The sequence below is a fragment of the Streptomyces acidiscabies genome (genome assembly GCF_020010905.1).
In the GTDB taxonomy this organism is placed as follows: domain Bacteria; phylum Actinomycetota; class Actinomycetes; order Streptomycetales; family Streptomycetaceae; genus Streptomyces; species Streptomyces acidiscabies.
Genome location: NZ_JAGJBY010000001.1, coordinates 328,863 through 345,889 on the forward strand (window position 1 = coordinate 328,863; position 17,027 = coordinate 345,889).

A 17,027-nucleotide genomic window follows, 5' to 3' on the forward strand; every position below is an offset into this window, starting at 1 on the left:
ACCCTGTCACCCATCACAGCGTAAGCACACTGCTGCCGAGCGTGAATGGCGCGAGGAGGCGTAGGTATCACTCGGCCTGGGGACGGGGCTCGAAAACGTGCGCGAGGGGTGAAAGGGGAGGGGAGGGTGGGGTGTTGGGGGATGACGGGGCGGCCGGGTGCGGGGGCGGTCTCGCTCAGGCCATCCAGAAGAAGACCGCCGTCATGCGCTTGTCCTCCAGGGTCGTCCCGCAGTAACCCGTCGCGCTGTGCACGAGGTTGGCGTTGTAGAGGAGGAGGCGGTTGTACTTGTGGGGGACGCGTACGTCCTCCTCGAAGGCGTCGGGGGCGACGAAGCGGGTGCCGAGGGCGTCGACGAGGTTGTTGTGGGGGGACTGGACGACGTTGCCGCCGAGCCGGCCACCGGACAGGGACTGGCGGTAGAAGGCGGTGCCGCAGTCCTTGGGAGCTACGGGGTTGAGGTACAGGACGGCGGCGTACCGGCACAGTGACCGCGAGTCGGTGTGCGGCCGGGGCTCGCTCTCGCCCTCGCCGACGACCTGCACGCAGTTGTGGTTGAGGGTGCCCCCGCCGGGCGCCTCCTGCACCCACAGTTTCTTCGCCCCGGTCGCCCGCATCACCAGCCGTTCCACCCGGGCGAGTTCACCGGGCTGGAGCCCCGGCATGGCCCGCAGCCCCGGCCAGGTCTCGGAGGTGTACGGGTACCCCCTGACCCAGTCGTCGTGGGCGAGACACCGTTCCCGTACGGCGTCCACCTCAGGTATGACGTCGTCGATCACCCAGTAGTCCCGGCCCTTGGTCGGCTTCCGGTAGGGCAGTACGGGCAGCTGCGGTGCGCGTGGTTGTGGGGGCATGCGGCGAATGTAAGACCGGGGTAAGCAAGCGCTCGCCCGCACTTTGCCCAAAGCCCGCCCAAGAAACTTTTTGCCATCCGGGTGAGTCACCGGCCGATTCCGTCCGTACTCCTGTACGTCCGATCCCGCCACCCTCGCGCGGCGGGCTCCCCGACCGGGCAGGAGGCACGGTGCGCTTTTCACGCAACGCGATGGGCACTCTCTTCGTGGGCGGCGCCCTGAGCATGACCCTCGCCGCACTCGTCTACCCATCGATGCTGGGTGTGGAGACAGCATCCGCCTCCAACGACAGGATCATCGCCAACACCCAGTGGGGCCCTCTCACCGAGGGCGACCGCGACTTCGTGGTGAAGGTGCGCGCGGCCGGTCTGTGGGAGTACCCGGTGGGCCAGCTCGGCGTGCAGAAGGGCACCAGCCAGGGTGTCATCGTGGCGAGTCAGCACCTCATCGACGGCCACGCCGCCCTCGACGAGACGTGCCGCAAGATCGCGCCGATGCTCAACGTCACCCTGCCGAACGTGGCCAGTCCCCAACAGGTCGGCTTCGTCAGCCAGTTGACGTCCGACACCAAGGGCGAGCAGTTCGACCGGGACTTCGCCAACATCCTGCGCATCACGCACGGTTCGATCTTCAACACCGTCGCGAAGGTCCGCTCGACCACCAAGAACACGCTGGTGCGCGCGCTCGCCGACCAGGCCAACGACACGGTCCTCGACCACATCACGGTGATGGAGCAGACGGGTCTCGTCGACATCGACCAGTCCCTGTTCCAGCAGACCACACCGCCCAAGCTGCCCAAGTCCGACCTGACGCCGCCGCCCGGCGTCCCCGGCGGGCAGGTGCTCGTCCTCACCCCGCCGCCGACCTCGACCTCGACGCCGGTCGACATCGACAAGATCGCCGGTGCCAGCGCGGGCGTCACGTCGGCACCGAACGCGGGCGGGAACAACAACGGCGGTAACAACAACGGGGGCTGACGATTCGTCAACTCGCCTTGACCATAGGCGAGTTGACAGCGTTCCCACGCGAAGATCACGATGGCTCCCACACCCCTGGCGCACCGATCCGTGCGCCGGGTGTTCCTCCTGGTCCATACGGCTGCCACAGCCCGGCAGTTGTGCGGGACCAGCCACGTGATCCGACCAACCACCCCTGGCTCCGACTGACTTGAGGTTCCGTCAGATCGATGCGCCGAGATGGGATACGCATGTCCATAGCGAGAAGTGTCACCGCGCGCCGCCTGCTGGGGACGGGCGTCGCGTCGCTCGCCCTGTGCGCCGCCTCCGTCGCCGCCGCGTCCGGCGCGTGGGCGACCACCGGCGGCGGGCACGGCTGGAACAACGGCGGCCAGTACCGGCCCGGCACCGGCGCGGGCCAGAAGACCGAGGCCGACCGCTGCCAGTTCTCGCTCGACGGAAACACCTTCTTCGACTCGGTGAAGGTCGACGACCAGAACCTCAAGCCCTCCGGCGACGGGAAGGTCCACGTCACCGTGCTCGGCGCGGGCGGCACCTGCACGGTCTCCCTCGCCTCGTACCTCGCGCACGGCGCGACCTTCAACACCTCCGGCGAGCAGGTCTTCGTCGACTTCGACACCGTCACGGTGAAGAAGGGCCAGAAGGACACGCTCGACCTCGCCGTCCCGAACGCGGGCTGCTTCGCGCAGGTCGACCTCTACCGGGGCGCGGTGAAGTTCGACGGCAAGAAGGATGCCAACGACGGCTTCGAACATGGTGAGTTGCCGAAGGGCCCGGACCGCCTGGTCATCAAGGACAAGCTGATCGCGGCCTGGAACGGCGGTACGAAGGACTGCACCGTCGCCGAGCAGCCGCCGGCCCCGACGCCGCCGGCCACCCCGCCCGCCGAGCAGCCCCCGGCCGCCACCCCGCCGTCCGGCGGCACGGAGACTCCGCCGTCCTCGACCTTGCCGTCCCCGTCCGCCTCGGAGCCGTCGTCTTCTACGCCGCCGAGCGACGGCGGTTCCTCCGAGTCGCCCACGCCGTCCGCCTCTCAGAGCACTCCCCCGGCAGCGCCCACGCCCAACGGCGGTGGCGGGAACCTCGCCGAGACCGGCGCGAACGGCAACACGGGCGTGATCGTCGGCGGTGCGGCGGCGCTCGTCGCGGGCGGCGCGGCGGTCGTGGTGGCGACGCGACGTCGGCGGAGCGCGCAGTCGTGAGGGAGTAGTACCCGTGTAGTACCTGGGAGCTACGGCGCTCGGGTGCCGTGACCCACGTCATACCCGTAGTACCCGTAAAACCGCTGGAGACTCGGCGCGTTCACGCGCTAGCGTGACCATATGAAGCGCGCTTGTTCGTTCTCCACGACGACGCCGGACCAGGTCCCGGCGCGCTGACAGCTGAGCTGATCGACGAAGCCCCGGGGCGAGTGCCCCGGGGCTTTCGCGTGGGGTCGCTCGCCCTCCCCACCAGCGAGGAGACCCTCCGATGAACTCTCACAAGGACGCCGCCGCGTACGACGACCACCGCCGCCTCGGCCGTGAACTCGACCTCTTCGACACCGACCCCCTGATCGGCGCCGGCCTGCCGTACTGGCTCCCGGACGGGGCGGTCGTACGGCACGAACTGGAGGAGTACGTACGGGAGTTGGAGGTCGGGTCCGGGTACCGGCACGTGTACTCGCCGGTCCTCGGCAAACGGGAGCTGTACGAGATCTCGGGCCACTGGGACCACTACAGCGACGACATGTTCCCCCCGATGCGGCTCGGCTCCGAGGACGTCGTCCTGCGTCCGAGCCTGTGCCCCCACCACGCCCTGATCTACCGCTCCCGCGCCCGCAGCTACCGCGAACTCCCGCTCAGAATCGCCGAGTTGGGCGGCATGTACCGCTCCGAGCTGTCCGGCGTCCTCGGCGGCCTGACCCGGGTCCGCGCGATCCAGCTGAACGACGCGCATGTCTTCTGCACCCTCGACCAGGCCGTGGACGAGGCGGCATCGGCGCTGCGCCTGATCCGCCGCGCGTACGACGACCTCGGCATCGAGGCGTCCCGCTACCGGCTGTCACTGCCCGGCGAGGGCGGCAAGTACGTCGCCGGTCCCGAACTGTGGAGCAGAGCAACCGCGTTGCTGCGCAAGGCGCTCGACGGGATCGAGTACGAGGAGGCGGAGGGCGAGGCCGCGTTCTACGGCCCGAAGATCGACGTACAGATCACCGACCCGGCGGGGCGCGAGGCGACCCTGTCGACCGTGCAGATCGACTTCCACCAGCCCGAGCGGTTCGGGCTCAGCTACATCGGCGCCGACGGCGCGAAGCACCGGCCGGTGATGGTCCACCGCAGCATCATCGGCAGCGTCGAGCGGGCGGTGGCCCACCTGATCGAACAGCACAAGGGCGCCTTCCCCGTCTGGCTCGCGCCGGTCCAGCTCGCGGTGCTCCCGGTCTCCGAGGCGCAGGAGGCTCACTCCCTGGAGCTAGTACGTGAGGCGGAGTCCTCAGGTATCAGGGTCGCGTACGCCGGGCCGGACCAGGGGACCCTGGGGGCCAGGATCAGGGCGGCCCGGCTGGTGCCGTACCAGGCGGTGATCGGCGAGCGGGAGGCATCGGCCGGGCGGGCCGCCGTACGGCTGCGGGACGGGCGGCAGGTCGGGGAGGTGGAGCCGGCGGAGCTGGTGCGGCGGATCGGGGGGCAGGTGGCGGCGCGGGGGACCGGGCTGTGGGAGTAAGGGGGTGCGCACGGGGGGTACCTGCGGGGTACGCCCCCGGTGTGTACCTGCGGGGTACGTCTACGGGTGTGCGAGAAACCGCCCTGTGAGGTTGATCGACACCGCCTAGGCTCGGCAGTGCTGCCACCCGACACGACCGCCACCCGGAAGAGGTCCCGTGACCATCCAGCCCACCCCCGTGATCATGGACGTGGACACCGGTGTCGACGACGCCCTGGCTCTGCTGTTCGCCGTCCGGCACCCGGCGATCGACCTGCGGGCGGTGAGCTGTGTCGCCGGGAACACCGATGTGGACGGCGTCGTCCGCAACACTCTGACCGTGCTGGAGCTGGCGGGCGCGCCGGACATACCCGTCGCCCGGGGAGCGGAGCGCCCGCTGATCGAACCGGCGCGCTCGGCGCACCACGTGCACGGCGTGGACGGCATGGGCGACCTCGGTCTCGCACCCCCTACCCGTACCCCTGTGGAGCTGGACGCCGTCTCCCTCCTGCGGCGCGAGATCCTCGCGTCGCCGCGCAAGGTGACGCTGGTCCCGACGGCCCCGTTCACCAACATCGCGCTGCTGCTGCGGACGTACCCCGAGGTCACCGCGAACATCGAGCGGATCGTCTTCATGGGCGGCGCGGTGGAGGTCGGGAACGCCACCCCCGTCTCGGAGTTCAACGTCTGGCACGACCCGGAGGCGGCGGCCGTCCTGCTGAGCGCCGGGGTCCCTCTCACGATGTACGGGCTGGACGTCTTCCGGCAGGTCCTGGTCCCCGGGGACGACATCGCCCGGCTGCGGGCGAGCGGAGACCCGGTACTACGTCTGACGGGTGACCTGCTGGCCCACCGCGACCCCGACACCAGCGGCGACCCCAGCCCCACCGGCTGCCTCGGCGACGCGGGCGCGGTCTGCGCGGTCGCCGACCCCGGGGGCCTCACCACGGCGCTCCTCCCGGTCGAGATCTCCCTCGCCCCCGGACCGACCCGGGGCCAGACGGTCGTCGACCGGCGCCCGCGCCCCGGCGAGGCGGAGGTCCACGGCCAGGGCCGCGGAGGGGTACTGGTGGACGTAGCTCTGGAGGTTGACGTCGAGCGGTACGTGAAGCTGTACCTGGAGGCGCTGGAGGGCTAGGTACTACCCCCGCACACCCACCCGCAGGAACCTCGTCCCCCGGACGGACCGCCACGGTGGCCGGCCCCCGGGCGGGGTGCTGGCGTAGGGGCAGGTGTCCCTGTGTCAGGAGGCGGGTGCGGTGCGTCGAGCCCTGGGTGTGAGCGTGGCGTTGGTGTGTGCGGGGGCGATGGCGGGGTGCGCGGCGCTCGGTCTCGAACATCCGGCGGTCGCCCCGCAGCCCACGCCGACCATCGCCAAGTCCCCGTCCCCGCAGGCGAGTCCGAAGGCGCCGGGGGTGCTGAGCGAGGAGCAGGCTCGGGCCGCGCTGCTCACCGTCGCCGACCTGGGCGCCCCCTGGACGGCGACCCGGGGCGCGGCGAACTGGCGGGACGGGGTGCTGAAGTCGACCAGTACGGCCCCGGAGTGCGCCCGCTTCCTCGACGCCCTGTACGCCGACGAACTGCTCGGCGCCCCCGCCCGCGCCGCCGTCGGTCTCGACGACGCCGACACCGACGCGCAGCTCCGCTTCCAGGTGACCGCCCAGCGCCCCGTCGCGGAGGTGGACCGTGCGCTGGCGTGGCTGAAGACGATCCCCCAGGTGTGCGCCCGCTTCACCGCGACCTCGCCGAAGAAGGCCGTCCAGGACGTCATGGTGACCGAGGTACCCCTACCTGAGGTGGGGGACGTACGACAGGGTCTCCATGTCACTCTCACGAGCCACAACGAGGACGGCGAGCCCGCCACCCTCACCCTCGACGTCGCCGCCGTCCGCGCGGGCGACGACGCGTACACCCTGACGAACGGCGGCATGGGCGACGTCGCGAACGAGGCGACCCAGATCGGCGTACAACTCGGCGCGCTGCGGCTGGCGGACGTGCGCAGGCAGGGGCGGGTGCAGGTGTAGGGGCGGCGTGGGATTCCTGAACTCGGCGGTGTTTCCGGCGGCGTTGGAGTACCGGTCCGGCGAACAGCCGTCCGGCGCACGCCCCGTACGGATACGCCCTTCATATCCCGCACAGAAACCGCTTGCACAACTCCCTCGTCACCCCCTTGCCCTCATACCCGTACACCCCTAGGTTGGTCGACACCTCGAACGCCGCGTGACGCCCCGAACACGCACGTTGTACAGCGCGCCACCGCCCCGCTGTAGCCACCACCTCCTGTGAGGTCCTCCGTGCCCCGAACCACCACCACCGTCACCCGCGGCCTCGTCGCCGCGCTCATCGCCGTGACCGCCCTGGTCCTCGCGTCGACCACGGGGCATACGGGGACCGGCCAGGAGCACCCCGCCGCACAGACCGCGGATCAGCTGGGCGGTCGCTGAGCAGCGGGCCGCGAGCGGAGCCGGGCCGGGGTACGGCGTGAGCCGGGTGGCGGGAATCACGCCGTCTAGCTCTCCGGTATTAGCCGTCTACACCCTTACCGTGGAGAAATGTCCCCTCTGGCCCGAATCAGCAGCTCGTACGCCCCGCGCTTCGCGGAGTTCGCGTTCGAGCCCGGCTTCGTGGCCGAGGTCGACCAGCACGTCGCCGAGCTGCGCGACCGGCTGGCGGCGAACCACGCGGGCCTGATCCCCCGCCCGCCGCACCGCGAGGACCTCGCGGACTACGCCCTGGGTTTCCTGGACGCCCTCGACGAGCTCGACTGGCGCGAGCCGGTGGGCCACGACTACGCGGTGTGCCGGCTGACCGCGATCACTTGGCTGGTCCACCAGCACAACCTGGTTGTGGAAAAACCGTAAGGATCAGTTCACAGAAAGCGCTTGTAGTCTCAACTTCTGTGCTGTCAGGGTCACTTCAGCATCGCTGAACCACCCCCGAGCACATGGAGACCCGCACGTGTTCCAGGAGTACAAGCGTCTCGCCAAGGCCGCGTTCGTCGCCGCGGCCACCACGTCCCTCGCCGTCGGCCTCACCGCCGGAACGGCCTCGGCCGCCCCCAACCTGTCGAATCTGCCCGAGAGTTCGACGTCGTTCCAGAGAACCTTCCAGCCGTACTTCGACTACGACACGGACGGCTGCCTCCCGGCGGCGGCGATCGACCTGTGGGGGAACCTCAACGGCGGCCTGAACCCGAGCGGTTCGATCGGCGGTGGCTGCCGCACGGACCACCTCGGCAACGCGAACACGTACGCGCGCGCCAAGTGCAACAACGGCTGGTGCGCGATCATCTACACCCTGTACTTCGAGAAGGACCAGGCCGACCCGACCGGTATCTCGGGGCTCGGCCACCGCCACGACTGGGAGTGCGTGGTGGTCTGGGTGAAGCAGGGCGCGGCGCAGCCGTCGTACATCTCCGCCTCGCGGCACGGCGGGTTCGACACGATCCCCGTCGACCAGGCGCCGATGGACGGCGTCCACGCGAAGATCGTCTACCACAAGGACGGCGTCTCCACCCACGCCTTCCGCTTCGCCAAGTCCGGTGAGACGCCCGAGGCTTGGCCCGACGGCGGCTGGGACCACCCGGCGCTGGTGAGCTGGGACCACTACCCGGCGAGCAACGACCCGTCGAAGAACCTCCAGACCATCATGAACAACTCCGACTGGGGCAACGCCAACTTCCCCCTCCAGGACAGCAAGTTCAACGACACCCTGAACAAGGGCAAGCCGAGCGGGATCGCCTTCGACCCGTACGGCGCCGGCTGAGCACAGCGCCGAGGGCCGGACCGTGCCGGTACTACCCGTGTAGTACTCAGGTACGAGCCGGCCCTCCCGCGGCCTACATGTCCTGGTCGGTGCGCTCCCGCACGGGCTGGTTGCTCATCGCGTCCTGCCGGCCGGCCTGGTACGCGGTGACGCTGTCACGGGCCCGCGTCGTCTCGCGCTCGGCGGTCGTCAGGAGCCGCTCCATCCGCTGGCGCATCGGGCCGATCAGCCCGCCGCCGACCCCGACGATCAGGATCCCGGCGCCGGCCGCGAGCGCCGCGTACAGCACCGGCTGGGTGACCGTCGTCGCGATGCCCGCCTGGCCGAGCGCGGCGATCACGCCGAGCGCGAGGATGCAGGCCCACACGACCGTCGCGAGCGTACGGCCGTACGACATCGAGGACAGCGCGCTGCCGACGATCGCGCGCACCGCGTTGGCGATGGCCATCGCGACGACCACGAGGACGACCGCGACGATGCCGCGCGGCAGCCAGCCGACGATGCTGTTGATCATCGTGCTGACCGGGTTGGTGCCGAAGACGCCGAGCGCGAGCTGGAGCGTGATCAGCATCAGCGCGTAGTAGACGATCTTGCAGACGATCCCGGTCATGTCGTACTTCGAGTCGCGCAGGAACCGGTCCGCCCCCGCCCGGTCCGCGAGCCGCTCCGAACCGACCTTGCGCAGCACGCGGTCCAGGACCCGGGCGATCATCTTCGACACGAACCAGCCGATGGCGAGGATGATCAGGAAGCCGACGAGTTTCGGCACGAACTGCGCGACCTTGGACCAGGCGTCGTTCAGTCCCTGGGTGAAGTTGATGGCGAGCGTGGTGGTGGCCATGGGCGGCACATCCTTCGTTCGTTTTCCCGAAGCTCGGACCAGCGGTGCAACGCCCCCCTCCTTCCGTGGATAGCAGGGTGGGGTGGTGGGGGCCCGTGGGGTGGGGCTGTACGGGTGATACCGAGGGGGTAGCGGGGTACGCCTGCGGGGTGGTTCTGGCGGGGGTGGTCCGAACGGGGTTGGGGGTGGGGGGTAGGCGGGGACTACGCAGGGGGTACGGAGGCGGCGGGCCGGTGGCTACGGGAGGTGGGGCGGGGGTTACGGGGGTGTGGGAGCGAGGGCTACGGGTACAGCGGGCCGGCAGCTACGGGGGCGGGGGACGGTGACAGCGGGCCGGGGACTACGAGGGCGCGAGGGGCAGGGGTTACGGGGGCACACCCCGGCGACTACAGGCGCACGAGCCCCTGGGCCACGGGCACCCCGACCCGGCCCTCGGTTGGCGTGACCAGCACGACCGGCGTCCCGGCAGGGCTCGATCAGAGCGCGGTCAGGACTCGGGGCAGGCACGGAGGGGGCGCTCGGTGACAAGGCCCCGGGCAGGACGCGGAAGAGGGCCGCTTGGTGAGAGGGCTGGGGTCAGCCCACGGAAGGGACTGCTCGGTGACAGGGCTCGGAGCAGCCCACCGAAGAGACCGCTCGGCGACAGTGCTCGGGCCAGCCCATGGAAGGGGCCGCTCTCAGTGACCGTTCCTCGGTGCCAGCTCACGAACAGCCCGGTGACCCGTTCCCTCAGCGCCCCGCCGGAGTCGCCCGCGCCTCGTTCTCCAGGTACCTGAGCTGCTGCCGGATGTGGTCCAGCGCGCCCTCCCTGCGCCCCGGGACCCGGGTACGCAGCGCCGTGAGCGCGGGGGCCAGCTCGCGCGCCGGGGTCAGCGCGTCGATACGGCCCCACTGGTGGTGCGCCCGGTCCACGGCCGCCTCCACCGCGGGCGCGTCCACCGGCTGCCCGGCGGCCAGTCTGAGCGACGCCACCGACAGCCACGTACGGCAGCTGCGCTCCGCGTCCCCCGCGAGCATCGCGAGGTCGGCGCGCACCTCGGCCCAGTGCAGCGCCTCGTCCGAGCCGGGACCGTACGCCTCCACGGCGGTCTCCTCCTGCCGGGCCGCGAGCACGTCGGCGTCGCCGTGCCGGCCGCTCTGCACGGCTGCGGTGATGGCGGCGTGCGGGTCGTCGGCGGGGGTGCCGCCGGGTACGTCATGGGGGCTGGCCGCGTCCCCGGGTACCTCGTGAGGACCAGCCACATCCCTAGGCACCTCCCGAAAGCCGACCGCATCCCCGGGTACCCCCTGAGGACCAGCCGCACCCCCAGGCACCCCCCAAGAGCCGACCGCATCCCCGGGTACCCCCTGAGAGGTAGCTGGAGTGAGCGGGTGCGCAGGAGACTGCGACGGGATGCGAGGGGCGCCCTTCGGGGGTGGGGGTACTACCACCGGGGCAGCAGGGTGGGGTTCGCCGTGGGCTCGGGGGCCCGTCGTACCCGTACCCGTCATACCCGTAGTACTCGCGCCGTACGTACCAGCCGCACCCGCCCCCCACCCCGTACCCGGCCCGATCACCAGATCCGCGCTCTCGCCGTCACCCCGTACCCGCGCCAGCGCGGCCCCGTGCAGTTGCTCGATGCCCGGTCGGCCTCCGCTGCGCAGGATCGTCCCCACGGCCTTCATGTACGCCGGTGTCCCCGTGCCCCGCCGTCCGCCTGGCGGGACGATCCGGCCGTGGACGGCGACGTCGGGACCGCAGCCGAGGGGGTTGTCGCGGAGCCACTCCCAGGTGTCGGCGTCGGCGTGGAGGTCGAGGAGGACGGTGGTGGTACCCGGGGCGCGCAGGCGCAGTTCCTCGCGGAACCAGTGCCAGGGGAACCCCGTGTAGCGGACGGTCGCGGGGGTGGTGCGGGCGAGTGCGAGGTGCGGCAGGCGCTGGCGGCGGTCGAGCTGGAGCTGGCCGGCGACGAAGAGGGTGAGCGGTCCCGGCGACCCGGCGGCGGCCCGCAGCCGGGTCAGGACGGCCTGCGGCTCCAGCGGGTCGGCGAGTTCGACGACGTTGGCGGTGTCGGTGCCGGCCAGCACGGCGGGCGGCACCGCGGCCAGCACCGGCAGCACGGACGCGGCATCCACCAGGCGCCCCTTGCCGACAGGCGAAGCCGCCAGCAGCAGCACGGTTCCGGGCATGGGTCCCTCCCCCTGATGGATCACTTACGTCAGCACCGTAGCCGCTACAGCCGCGATCGGGAGCCCCGGAACGGCAAACCCCCGTGCCCCCACCGGCCCCCGCTCACCCCTCGGGGACCATCCGTACGGCGAAGACCGTCGTGTCGTCCCCCGGTCTCCCCCTGCTGTGCCGCAGCGCTCCTTCCCGTACGAACGCCACCAGCCGGTCCGGGTCCGCGAGCCCTGCGTCGCTGGTCAGAGCCTGGGTCAGCTCCTCCAGCAGGGGGTAGAACCGCCCCTGCGCGTCCCGTGCCTCGGTCACTCCGTCCGTCACGAGGAGGACGGTCTCCTCCGCGCCGACCTCGACCCGTAGTACCTCAGGGGTACCTCTCAGGTACCCCGGGTCCCCCGATACCCCCAGCTCCCCCAGCCCGAGCGGCAGCTCGCTCCCGGCCTCGTCCCCCAGTACCCGTACCCCTCCGGTACCCACCGCCAGAGGCGGCTCGTGCCCGAACACCACCACCTCGACGACCGCCACACCCCCGACCGCTCCTTTGGGGGGATACCCGAGGAGTACGGCGGTGGCGAACCGGTCGCCCTCGTCGCGCCCGACCGCCGCCGCGTGCCCCCGGTGCCGCAGCATCCGCGTCTCCAGCCGCGCGGCCACCACCCCGAGGTCGGCCTCGTGGTACCCGGCCTCCCGGAACGTCCCGAGCAGCGCCGCCGCTGCCTCGACGGCGGCGAGACCCTTGCCCTGGACGTCCCCCACCAGTACCCGGGTCCCGTGCGGGCCGGGCTGGATGTCGTAGAAGTCGCCGCCCACCCGGGCGTCCGCGTCGGCGGCGAGATACACCTCGGCGTGCCGCAGCCCGCCCCAGTCGACGGGCAGCGGGCGCAGCACCGTACGCCGGGTGGTGTCGGCGACGTCCGTCATGCGCACCATGCGCCGCTCGGTCCGCAGCCGCGCCGCGCACGCCAGGACGGACAGGGCCCCGCCGACGGCGACGAGCACCAGGTCGACGCTCCCCGCCTTGTACCGGTCCGGCTCACGCAGCTCGGTGAGGACGAACGCGGCGAGCGACGCCACGGCGAACAGCGCGGTCGTCCGCACCCCGCACAGCACCGCCGCGATCGCGACGACGAACACGCAGAACGACTCGATTTGACATCCTCCCCTTCTTTTAAAAGAGGGGGATTCCAACCCATACGGGTTGAGGTTCACGGACGCTCGACCGCCGTGTGGGCGGTGTCGTCCCTCCGGCACCGGCTGATCGCCGGGGGCGGGGAATCCCGCCCTGTCCTGCCACGACGTTGACTGCTGCGTTGGTGTCCGCGTTGCAGGTGAAGCCGCAGGAGGAACACTCGAACTCGGCTTGGCTCTTGCGCGAGTTCTTGTCGATCCATCCGCAGGCACTGCACCGCAGACTCGTGTACGGGGCGGGTACGTCCTCGACGCGGCCAGGGGCTTTGTGCTCGGTGCGCTGCCTCAGCAGCCCCCAGCCCTGGGCAAGGATCACCCGGTTCAATCCGGCCTTGGCCGCCCGTCCGTTCTTGAGGTACTGGCCGGGCCGGTCTGGGTCCGGCTTGGCCTTGGTCTTGGCGGTCATGTTCTTGATGTTCAGTTTCTCGAACCGCACGACATCGTAGGTGCGGGCGAGCATGGTGCTGGTCTTCTCGCACCAGTCCTTGCGCCGGTTGGCTTCACGGGCCTTGAGCTTGGCAACCTTCGCGTACTCGGCGGTCTTCTCGGGGCTGCCCCTCTTCGCGCGGGCGGCGCGCCTCTGATGCTTGCGGACCTGGGCGCGTTCCCTGACGGTGAGCTGAGGGCAGTTGAGGGTGCGCCCGTCGGAGAGAGCGGCGGTGATCTTCACGCCCCGGTCGATGCCGATGACCTCACCCGTACCGGGCGCCGGGGTCAGCCCTGGGATGACGGCGAACGCAATGTGCCACTGGCTGTTCTTGAAGGTGACGCGGAACGTCTTCGCGGAGGGCGGGGCGGCGCCTTTGCCCTTGGCGGACAGGCGGAAGCGGACCCATCCGCAGCCGGGCACCTTCACCTGCGCCCACCTGCGGTTGAGTTTCCGCACGACGACCGAGCGGCCCATGACCTGCTTGCCCTTGGCGTTCAGCTTCGGCGAGCCATCGGTGTCGTATTCGGGTACACGGTCGGTGCCGATGACGCGGAAGCCCTCGTGCCGGAACTTCCTGCGCCAGGTCGGCTCACCGAACCCCGAGGTGAAGCGGGCGTTCTTGGCCCGGGCGAAGTCCTTCAACGCCTGCTGCTGCACATCCGCGTTCCCGGCACCCAGCCACTCGTTCTCACGCCGGGCCTCGGTGAGCTGACGGCACTGCTCGGCGAAACCGGGAGCGGACCCGCGCCAACGGCGCCAGTGCGAGTGCTGTTCGACGGCGAGGTTCCAGACGTACCGGGCGTGCGCACAGTGCGAGAGCATCCGCTCCGCCTGCGCGGGCGTCGGGTACATCCGGAAACGACTCATTCACCCATTATGGGTTCACTTTGGGTCTAAGATCAATACCGTTCCGGGTCTACTCTGGGTGCATGGTGAACTTCAATCTCCGCCTCCCCGATGACCTGCACGCCGCCATCAAGGCATCAGCCGAGCGTGACGGACGCTCCGCCCACGGACAGATGCTGTGGTATCTGCGGCAAGCGGTTGAGTCCTCCGGTACGCCGGATCGCCCCGGCGGCGATCCGGCTACTCCTGCCCCGCTACGCGGGCGCGGGCATTCCCCCAGGCCCTGAAGGACCGAGCCTCTGCCCGGAAACTCGGTGGAACCGCACATTGGTCCCCACGTCCAGCAGGGTGATCCCGGGTTAGCAGGGCGGCCGGCACCAGCCAGGTCACCCTGCGCCCCCGTACGCCGAAGAGCCCGAGCCGCATGGGCCGAGGGGACCACGCGGCGCTGTCGTCCGCATCCCCACGGAGACCGACTTGCCAGCGTCACTCCCTGGGTGTGCTCTGGAGGTCAGGGGGTGGGGGATACCCGGAGAGGAGTACTCCAGATGGCTCACGCGGCACCCGCACCACATGATGCGAACCACGTCTTCAGCGCCCGTACCCACCGGATCGCGGCCTGGGCGGGTCCGGTGGTACTAGGACTCGTGTACGGGTACTGGGTGGCGGCCGTCCGCCGCTCGGGCGGCCCGATCACCGGCTGGAACCTGCTGCTCGGCTTCGTCAGCGCCCTCGCCCTCGTGGCGGCGTACGTCGCGGTGCGCGCCGTCGCCCCGCGCCTGGAGCGCGAGGTGCACGCCGTGCTGTGGGCGTCCTTCGCGGGCTGCGCGTTCGGCTTCGCCTACAGCCAGACCGGTGCGACGATCTGGCGCTCCGTGATGATGTCCCTCGGGGTCGCGGCGGGCGTCTTCGTCGTCCTCTTCTACCGGTACTACACCCACGAGGACGGCGAGGGGCATCGCGTCCGCTGAGGTAGCTCCCCGGTTGTAACCGGGTAGTACCTGAGGCCGACAGGGCCGGGCCCCGGCGGGTGGTCGTCCACCCGCCGGGGCCCGGTCCTGTCACGGTCGCGTCATCCGCTCACCACCAGCCCGAGGATCCGGCCGAACTCCAGCTCCACGAGCCCGAGGCGCTCCACGAACCGGAGCCCGCGGCGCTCCACGAGGTGGCGTAGGGGTCGTAGGAGTTGTTCCAGCCGTAGGGGTCGTCCCAGTTGCTCCAGTTCCCGTTCTTCCACTGGGGGCAGGGGTCGGAGCAGGTCGGCACCCAGGCGCCGCCGGTGTTCACGAACGCGGCGCTGGCCCAGCCCTGGGCGCCGACGAGCCAGTACCAGTAGGGGTTCCCGTTGACGCTCTGCCCCTGGACCATGCACTGCACACGGTCCTGGCTGCCGGGGGAGAGCGCGGTGACGACGCCCGAGTTCGTGGTGGGCGACGACCGTACGTTGAGTTCTGTGCCCGAGACGACGGTGCCCCAGATCGGGCCGCCGCCTCCGCCGTGTCCGCCGCCGCGTCCCTCTGCGAAGGCGGGTGAGGTGGTCGCCGGCGTGGTCGATGGCGCTGTCGCCGCGTGGGTGCCCGCCGCGGCCACGGCCAGCGTGCCACCGGTGAGCAGGGCCGCGGCCAGGGTCCGCAGGACCGGAGTACTGCGCATGATTCGGCCTCCTTCTCCCCTGAACGTCCCCGTTTCTCCCCAGCACCAGGAAACACCCGTTCGGGTGAACCCTCCACCGGAGGGGGGAGGGGGTGGAGAGTCGGTACGCACCCACATGGCGGCAACCCGCTGGCGTACCCCTCAGGTACCCCCTTGCCTGGAGGCGTGGCCCTTACCAGCGTGACCCGTAGTACCCGTAACCCTCGTAGTACCCGTCATACCCGTACGGCCGTCTCCGCCGCGCTCGTCGCCCTCGCCTGCCTCCTCGTCCCCCTCTCGACCCTCGCGGCCTGGGCTTCGTACGACCTGCGGGACCAGGAGCGGTACGTCCGTGCGCTCGCGCCGCTGGCCACGGACGCGGCGGTACGGCGGACCATCGTGGAGGGCGTCGCCCGGGACGCACCGGGCGTGCCACGGCGGGTCGTCGAGGACGAGGTACGCCGGTTCACCGCGACGGCCGCGTATCGCGCGGCGTGGGACGAGGGGAACCGGGAGGCGTACGCGGCGATGATGCGGGCGTTGGAGGAACCGGGGCGGGGGGTGGTTGTCGGGGTGACGGGGCGGGGGGCGGTTGGTGGGGCGCGGGGGCATGAGGTGGTTGGCATCGCACCCGCCCGGGTGGCCGTTGGCATGGCGCAGGCGGGGGAAATGGTCGGTGGGGCGCGCGGACTAGAGGCGGCTGGCGTCGCACCGGCAAGAGAAACGGTCGGCGTCCCGCCCGGGCGGGAGGCAGTCGGCGTAGCACCAGGGCGTGAAGTGTTCGGCGTGCCGCTGGCGAGGCAGGCGATCGGCGCGGCGCGCGGACAAGAGGCAGCTGGCGTCGCACCGGCAAGAGAAGCAGTCGGCGTCCCGCCCGGGCGGGAGGCAGTCGGCGTAGCACCAGGGCGGGAGGTGTTCGGCATGGCACCGGCGGGGAAGGTGGTCGGTGGGGCGCGCGGACTAGAGGCGGCTGGCGTAGCACCGGGGAGGGAAGCGGTCGGTGTGGTGCCCGGGCGGGAGGTAGTCGGTGTAGCACCAGGGCGTGAGGCAGCCGCCGTAGCTCCAGCGCGGGAGGCAGTCGGTGGGGCGTCGGCTCGCAAGGCTGGTGGCCTGCCGCCGGGGCCTACTTCCGGGCGTCAACTCGCCCTCGGACACGCCTCGTTCACGTCGGCCCCGGTGACCCTGCTGCCCCGGCAGAACCTGGACGCCCTACGCCGGGGGTATCACGTGCTGGACGTTGCCGGGTTCTGGCTGCCCGTCGCGGCCGTGGTGTTCGGCGGGGTCGGTATCGCGGTCGCCGCATGCCGACGTCGGGCCCTGACAGCGACCGCCCTCGGTACGGCACTCGGCGGCGCGCTCCTCGGCCTCGCGGTCGTGATCGCCCGCTACCTCACCCTCGACGGCCTCACCGATCCGGCCCACCGGCTCGCCGCTGCGGCCGTGTACGACGCGTTGACCGAGACCTTGCGTACGGCGTCGTGGCTGCTGCTGGCCGGAGGGCTGGCGGTCGCGGGAGCTACGTGGGTGACGCAGGTGGTGCGGGCACGGGTGTGAGGGGGCGAACCTGAGGGAGCGGGACCGGGGACCACCGTCCCGCCGAGGACCAGCGGCGTCCGCGCGGGACTCGTTGCCGGACGGGGGTCAGCGGC

General features: G+C 71.1%; 15 protein-coding genes and 1 pseudogene. 10 read left to right on the forward strand and 6 right to left on the reverse strand.

What is annotated here, in order from left to right:
- Nucleotides 1–175: 175 nt before the first annotated feature.
- The gene (locus tag J8M50_RS01450; protein WP_029183562.1) at nucleotides 176–853 is read right to left on the reverse strand and encodes a DUF6445 family protein; all 678 of its coding nucleotides are present in this window, start codon (nucleotides 851–853) and stop codon (nucleotides 176–178) included.
- A gap of 191 nt (nucleotides 854–1,044) precedes the next feature.
- Here J8M50_RS01450 and J8M50_RS01455 point away from each other — a divergent pair, with 191 nt between their 5' ends.
- From J8M50_RS01455 to J8M50_RS01490, 8 genes are all read left to right on the forward strand, one after another.
- Entirely contained in the window at nucleotides 1,045–1,830 is a 786-nt protein-coding gene (locus J8M50_RS01455) for a DUF4142 domain-containing protein (protein WP_178854966.1), read from the forward strand.
- 230 nt (nucleotides 1,831–2,060) lie between these two features.
- Entirely contained in the window at nucleotides 2,061–3,032 is a 972-nt protein-coding gene (locus J8M50_RS01460; protein ID WP_010351669.1) for an LAETG motif-containing sortase-dependent surface protein, read from the forward strand.
- Nucleotides 3,033–3,300: 268 nt separating this feature from the next.
- Nucleotides 3,301–4,536, forward strand: a complete 1,236-nt coding sequence (gene thrS, locus J8M50_RS01465; RefSeq protein WP_010351670.1) for a threonine--tRNA ligase — start codon at nucleotides 3,301–3,303, stop codon at nucleotides 4,534–4,536.
- Nucleotides 4,537–4,693: 157 nt separating this feature from the next.
- Nucleotides 4,694–5,653, forward strand: a complete 960-nt coding sequence (locus J8M50_RS01470) for a nucleoside hydrolase (RefSeq protein ID WP_010351671.1) — start codon at nucleotides 4,694–4,696, stop codon at nucleotides 5,651–5,653.
- 169 nt (nucleotides 5,654–5,822) lie between these two features.
- Nucleotides 5,823–6,539 carry a hypothetical protein gene (locus J8M50_RS01475; RefSeq protein WP_010351672.1) on the forward strand — a complete coding sequence of 239 codons (717 nt, stop codon included), beginning with the start codon at nucleotides 5,823–5,825 and terminating at the stop codon, nucleotides 6,537–6,539.
- Between the two features lie 270 nt (nucleotides 6,540–6,809).
- Complete coding sequence (locus J8M50_RS01480; protein WP_158002774.1) at nucleotides 6,810–6,959, forward strand: hypothetical protein; 150 nt, start codon at nucleotides 6,810–6,812, stop codon at nucleotides 6,957–6,959.
- A 108-nt stretch (nucleotides 6,960–7,067) separates the two neighbouring features.
- A complete protein-coding gene (locus tag J8M50_RS01485; RefSeq protein WP_010351673.1) occupies nucleotides 7,068–7,376 on the forward strand; it encodes a DUF6401 family natural product biosynthesis protein in 309 nt (102 codons plus the stop codon).
- Nucleotides 7,377–7,473: 97 nt separating this feature from the next.
- Nucleotides 7,474–8,280, forward strand: a complete 807-nt coding sequence (locus tag J8M50_RS01490; RefSeq protein ID WP_010351674.1) for an NPP1 family protein — start codon at nucleotides 7,474–7,476, stop codon at nucleotides 8,278–8,280.
- 73 nt (nucleotides 8,281–8,353) lie between these two features.
- Here the strand turns inward: J8M50_RS01490 and J8M50_RS01495 are convergent, their stop codons facing one another.
- The 4 genes from J8M50_RS01495 to J8M50_RS01510 form a co-directional block, all read right to left on the reverse strand.
- On the reverse strand, nucleotides 8,354–9,121 hold the full coding sequence (locus J8M50_RS01495) for a mechanosensitive ion channel family protein (RefSeq protein WP_010351675.1): 768 nt from the start codon (nucleotides 9,119–9,121) through the stop codon (nucleotides 8,354–8,356).
- A gap of 729 nt (nucleotides 9,122–9,850) precedes the next feature.
- Complete coding sequence (locus J8M50_RS01500; protein ID WP_010351676.1) at nucleotides 9,851–11,290, reverse strand: hypothetical protein; 1,440 nt, start codon at nucleotides 11,288–11,290, stop codon at nucleotides 9,851–9,853.
- Between the two features lie 103 nt (nucleotides 11,291–11,393).
- The gene (locus tag J8M50_RS01505; protein WP_010351677.1) at nucleotides 11,394–12,416 is read right to left on the reverse strand and encodes a PP2C family protein-serine/threonine phosphatase; all 1,023 of its coding nucleotides are present in this window, start codon (nucleotides 12,414–12,416) and stop codon (nucleotides 11,394–11,396) included.
- A gap of 34 nt (nucleotides 12,417–12,450) precedes the next feature.
- A complete protein-coding gene (locus J8M50_RS01510) occupies nucleotides 12,451–13,767 on the reverse strand; it encodes an RNA-guided endonuclease InsQ/TnpB family protein (RefSeq protein WP_029183564.1) in 1,317 nt (438 codons plus the stop codon).
- Between the two features lie 527 nt (nucleotides 13,768–14,294).
- On the opposite strand from J8M50_RS01510, the gene J8M50_RS01520 reads away from it, so the two are divergent.
- Entirely contained in the window at nucleotides 14,295–14,717 is a 423-nt protein-coding gene (locus J8M50_RS01520; protein ID WP_010351680.1) for a hypothetical protein, read from the forward strand.
- A 109-nt stretch (nucleotides 14,718–14,826) separates the two neighbouring features.
- On the opposite strand, the gene J8M50_RS01525 is transcribed toward J8M50_RS01520, so the two are convergent.
- Nucleotides 14,827–15,399 carry an SH3 domain-containing protein gene (locus J8M50_RS01525; RefSeq protein WP_010351681.1) on the reverse strand — a complete coding sequence of 191 codons (573 nt, stop codon included), beginning with the start codon at nucleotides 15,397–15,399 and terminating at the stop codon, nucleotides 14,827–14,829.
- A gap of 1,155 nt (nucleotides 15,400–16,554) precedes the next feature.
- Between J8M50_RS01525 and J8M50_RS01530 the strand changes: the two are divergent.
- Nucleotides 16,555–16,932, forward strand: a pseudogene (locus J8M50_RS01530) (hypothetical protein); the annotation flags it as partial.
- Between the last annotated feature and the right edge of the window lie 95 nt (nucleotides 16,933–17,027).

Bases quoted from the DNA above. Each gene is read 5' to 3' on its own strand.
- J8M50_RS01455 (WP_178854966.1), top strand. From the start codon at position 1,045: ATGGGCACTCTCTTCGTGGGCGGCGCCCTGAGCATGACCCTCGCCGCA.
- J8M50_RS01460 (WP_010351669.1), top strand. From the start codon at position 2,061: ATGTCCATAGCGAGAAGTGTCACCGCGCGCCGCCTGCTGGGGACGGGC.
- J8M50_RS01510 (WP_029183564.1), bottom strand. From the start codon at position 13,767: ATGAGTCGTTTCCGGATGTACCCGACGCCCGCGCAGGCGGAGCGGATG.
- J8M50_RS01495 (WP_010351675.1), bottom strand. From the start codon at position 9,121: ATGGCCACCACCACGCTCGCCATCAACTTCACCCAGGGACTGAACGAC.
- J8M50_RS01525 (WP_010351681.1), bottom strand. From the start codon at position 15,399: ATGCGCAGTACTCCGGTCCTGCGGACCCTGGCCGCGGCCCTGCTCACC.
- J8M50_RS01475 (WP_010351672.1), top strand. From the start codon at position 5,823: ATGGCGGGGTGCGCGGCGCTCGGTCTCGAACATCCGGCGGTCGCCCCG.
- J8M50_RS01500 (WP_010351676.1), bottom strand. From the start codon at position 11,290: ATGCCCGGAACCGTGCTGCTGCTGGCGGCTTCGCCTGTCGGCAAGGGG.
- J8M50_RS01520 (WP_010351680.1), top strand. From the start codon at position 14,295: ATGGCTCACGCGGCACCCGCACCACATGATGCGAACCACGTCTTCAGC.
- J8M50_RS01485 (WP_010351673.1), top strand. From the start codon at position 7,068: ATGTCCCCTCTGGCCCGAATCAGCAGCTCGTACGCCCCGCGCTTCGCG.
- thrS (WP_010351670.1), top strand. From the start codon at position 3,301: ATGAACTCTCACAAGGACGCCGCCGCGTACGACGACCACCGCCGCCTC.
- J8M50_RS01450 (WP_029183562.1), bottom strand. From the start codon at position 853: ATGCCCCCACAACCACGCGCACCGCAGCTGCCCGTACTGCCCTACCGG.